Origin of the sequence: Nocardia farcinica, assembly GCF_029867845.1 — a bacterium.
GTDB lineage: Bacteria > Actinomycetota > Actinomycetes > Mycobacteriales > Mycobacteriaceae > Nocardia > Nocardia farcinica_A.
The window spans coordinates 1-4,241 of the sequence record NZ_JARWRU010000583.1 but is presented as its reverse complement, the minus strand read 5'-3'; the positions used below and the strand labels follow the sequence as shown (position 1 = coordinate 4,241).

Annotated in this window: 2 protein-coding genes and 1 pseudogene; 2 read left to right on the top strand and 1 reads right to left on the bottom strand. The window is 73.4% G+C overall.

The window, feature by feature from the left end:
• Both QH283_RS12755 and QH283_RS12750 read left to right on the top strand, forming a co-directional pair.
• Positions 1 to 1,306, top strand: a pseudogene (locus QH283_RS12755) (hypothetical protein); the annotation flags it as partial.
• Positions 1,307 to 1,349: 43 nt separating this feature from the next.
• A complete protein-coding gene (locus tag QH283_RS12750) occupies positions 1,350 to 3,185 on the top strand; it encodes a putative bifunctional diguanylate cyclase/phosphodiesterase (protein WP_280503215.1) in 1,836 nt (611 codons plus the stop codon).
• A gap of 54 nt (positions 3,186 to 3,239) precedes the next feature.
• On the opposite strand, the gene rsmI is transcribed toward QH283_RS12750, so the two are convergent.
• Positions 3,240 to 4,130: a 16S rRNA (cytidine(1402)-2'-O)-methyltransferase gene (gene rsmI, locus QH283_RS12745; RefSeq protein WP_280503214.1), complete on the bottom strand. Its 891-nt coding sequence runs from the start codon at positions 4,128 to 4,130 to the stop codon at positions 3,240 to 3,242.
• Positions 4,131 to 4,241: the final 111 nt, after the last annotated feature.

Genomic DNA, 4,241 nt, shown 5'->3' with positions numbered 1-4,241 from the left:
GTCCGGGCGTATCCGTGTCGACGTCGAGCGGCAGCTCGACGGCCTCGCCGAGCCCGCGGGCGCCGAGCGGGAACGCCGGGGCGACGGGCACGACGCCGCCTGCCCGGCTCCCGTGGCCGCCGCGGATCGCCGCCCGGCCGCCGCGTCACGGTCACCGGGCCCGGTGGCCGGGGGCAAGTTCGACCTGAGCCGTCCGTTCGCCGACGACGAGCCGGAGCTGTTCCCCTCGGGCCCGCCGCGGGTGCGGGTGGCGGCCGCCGCCCAGCGCGCTCCCTCCGGCGGCAACGTCCAGCCCTGGCGGCTGCGGCTGTCGGAGCAGGAGCTGCGCATCGAACTCGATCCCGGGCGGTCGTCCACCATGGACATCGGCCACCGGGGCAGCGCGGTGGCCATCGGCGCGGCCCTGCACAACGCCCGCGCCGCCGCGGCCGCCCACGGCCTGCTCGGCGAGCACCTGCTGTGCACGGACGCGCCGTGCCCGGATACGACAGCGGTGCCGCTCACCGCCACGTTGCGCTTCGGCACGGGCACCGACCCGCTGCTCGCCCGCGACTACCCGGCCGCCATGACCCGCTGCACCAACCGCCGCCGCGGCAACGGCGCCCCCATCCGCGAGGGCGTGCTGGCCGCGCTGACCGCCGCCGCGCGCGCCGAGGGCGCCGTGGTCCGCGCGCTCACCGACCGGGCCGCGCTGGCCGAGGCGGCCGAACTCCTCGGCGGCTCCGATCGGGTGCGCATGCTGACCCCGCGCATGCACCGCGAACTGTTCTCCGAGCTGCGCGGTCCCGGCGAAGACCTGCGCGACGGCATCGACCTGCGCAGCATGGAACTCGACGAGGCCGATCTGGCCAAGCTGCGCATCGCATCGCGCACCGATGTGGTCGAGCTGCTGCGCAATTGGTCCGGCGGGCGCAGCCTCGGCGACAACACGCGCGACGTGCTGCTGTCAGGATCGGCGCTGATCGCGGTCACGCTGCCGTGTCCGGGCGGGCGCGCCGGCGCCTCGCTGGCCGACTACGCGCGGGCGGGCGCGGCCGTGGAACGGGTCTGGCTGGAGGCCGGGCGGCGCGGCCTCGCGGTGCAACCGATGTCGCCGGTATTCGGCTACGCACACGACCAGGAGGAGCTGATCGCGATTTCAGAGGATTTCGCGGATACACTGACCTCACTTCAGGGCCGTTTCCTGGACCTGCTGGGAGTGCCCGACCATGAGATCATGGCCTTGGTGCTCCGCCTGAGCTACGCGGCAGCAGCCTCGGTCCGCAGCAGGCGGCTTCCAGTACCGGGCGCGGGCCAGGGCAGCTAGCACGATCGGAGACAGGGTGCCTCGGCGAACGCTCGACTCACTGGTGACGGAAGTCGCCTCCGAGTTGATGGGCGTCGACGCCATCACCATGGTGGCGTCGAGCGAACGCGTGCTGGCCAAGCTGGTCGAGCATTTCGACATCGATTTCGGCTATCTGCGCCACACCAACCGGGAGGAGCGCACGACCACGCTCGTCGCCGAGTGGCCGCACCGCACCGACGTGCCCGATCCCGATCCCCTGGCGGTGGTGCACTTCGCCGAGGCCGATTCGGTCTTCCGCGAGCTGGAGTTCGCCACCGAGCCGATCATCGTCCGCCCCGGCAAGGACTCCGAGGACTACCAGGAGACCATCCGCAAGTCCTCCGGCATCCCCGAGGTGACCATGGCCTGCGTGCCGTTGGTCTCGCGCGGTGAGTCCACCGGCCTGCTCGGCTTCATCAAGGCGGGCGATCGTGACTGGGCCACCGCCGAACTCAACGCCCTCACCGCCATCGCCACCCTGTTCGCCCAGGTGCAGGCCAGGGTGGCGGCCGAAGAGCGGCTGCGCTACATCGCCCTGCACGACGACCTGACCGGCCTGTCGAACCGGCGCGCGCTGCTCGAGTACATGGAAGAGCGGCTGCGTCCAGGCGCGCCGGGCCCGGTCGCGGCCTTCTTCCTCGATCTGGACCGGCTCAAGGCGCTCAACGACTTCCTCGGCCACACCGCGGGCGACAACTTCATCCGCACCCTGTCGGCGCGGCTGCGCGAGAACCTCGGCCCTGATGCCATGATCGCCCGGCTCGGTGGCGACGAGTTCGTCATCGTGCCCGACAAGCCGATGGACTCGGTGGCCGCCGAACTGGAGGCCACCCGGTTGCAGCAGCTGGTCGGCCAGCGGGTGACCGTCGGCGGGGAATCGGTCTCGCGCGGAGTGAGCGTCGGCGTCGCCGTCGGCCTGCCGGGTCAGACCACCGTCGCCGACGTGCTGCGCCGGGCCGATCACGCGCTGTTGTCGGCCAAGTCCGGCGGCGGCAACGGCGTCGCGGTGTTCACCGACGCCATGCGCGCGCAGTTCGAGCTGCAGGACGACGTGGAGCTGAATCTGCGCGGCGCGGTCTCCGACGGCTCGCTGCTGCTGCACTTCCAGCCCGAGGTGGATCTGCGCACCGGCCGGGTGGTGGCGCTGGAGGCGCTGGTGCGCTGGATGCACCCCACCAGGGGCCTGCTGCCGCCCGCGGCCTTCGTGACCGTCGCCGAGGCCACCAATCTGGCGGGCGAGCTGGGCCGCTGGGTGATCCGCACCGCGTGCAAGCAGTTCGCCGACTGGCGGGCGCGCGGCCTGGCCACCGACACCGTCATGCGCATCAACGTCTCCCCGGTGCAGCTGGTGAGCCTCGATTTCGTCGAGCGCATCGAGGACATCCTGCGCGAGCACGCCATCGACGGCAGCTCGGTGTGCCTGGAGATCACCGAGCACGTGGTGGTGCAGGATCTGGCCCGCACCCAGGTCACCCTGCGCGGGCTCAAGCGGATGGGCGTGCAGATCGCCATCGACGACTTCGGCACCGGCTACAGCTCGCTGTCGCACCTCAAGGCGCTGCCGGTGGACGCGGTGAAGATCGACCGGGGCTTCGTCCAGCGGCTCGGGGCCAGCACCGACGATCTGGCCATCGTGAAATCCATCATCGGCCTTGCGGGTTCCTTCGGCCTGGGTGTGGTCGGCGAGGGGGTGGAGACCGCCGTCGCGGCCCGCACCCTGGTCGGCCTCGGCTGCTACCGGGCGCAGGGCTTCCTCATCGCCCGCCCGATGCCGGCCGCCGAGGTCGAGGAGCATCTCGCGGCCGGTCGCATCCCGCTGGATCTCGACCTGCCGCGCGCGGTGCGCGGCGGGCGCTGACGGCGAGGCGGCACCGGGCGCGGGCGGCCTCGGTCTGCCCGGCCGTGCCGGCTCTCAGCGCCCGGCACGGGCGGCGAGCACCGCGTCGTACAGTTCGCGGCGGGACGCGCCGGTGGCCTCGGCGACCCGGGCGCAGGCCTCCTTGAGGCGCAGCCCGTCGTCGACGAGCGCCTGCACCTCGTCGACGAGGGCGGCCGGGTCGGCCTCGGCGGGCGCGGCGCCCGCGAGCACGACGGTGATCTCCCCGCGCGCCCCCCCGACGGCCCAGGCGGCGAGTTCGCCGAGGGTGCCGCGCACGACCTGCTCGTAGGTCTTGGTCAGCTCGCGGCAGACCGCGGCGGGGCGGTCGGGGCCGAGCACCTCCACCGCGTCGGCCAGGCAGTCGGCGAGGCGGTGCGGCGCCTCGAAGAAGACGCAGGCGCGTTGCTCGGTGCGCAGTGCGCGCAGCCACTGTTTGCGGGCCCCGGACTTGCGGGGCGGGAAGCCGTCGAAACAGAACCGCTCCACCGGCAGCCCCGACAGCGCCAGCGCCGTGGTCACCGCGGACGGCCCGGGCAGGCAGGTGAGCGGCAGGTCGCGTTCGACGCAGGCGGCGACCAGGCGATAGCCGGGATCGGACACCGAGGGCATGCCCGCGTCGGTCACCAACAGCACCGTGCGGCCCGCCTCGATGTCGTCGAGCAGCGCGGGGATGCGCGCGGTCTCGACATGGTCGTAGAAGCTGACCACCCGGCCCGTGATCTCCACCCCGAGCGCCTTGGCCAGGGCGCGGGTGCGGCGGGTGTCCTCGGCGGCCACCACGTCGGCGGAGGCCAGCGCCGCGCACAGGCGCCGGGAGGCGTCGCCGATGTCGCCCATCGGGGTCGCGGCCAGGATCAGGCGCCCGCCCGCCGGTCCGGCCGTGGTCTCCTCGGTGGTCACCGTGCTCCGTCCGGTCGTCGCCATCGCTGTCGCCCCCGCCTAATCGGCCGATTCCACCTCCCCCCGGGGGTGCCGATTAGGAACGGGGCCGTGACCCAGGTGCCCGACCGCCCGCCCCCACCCGGGCCCGCGGCC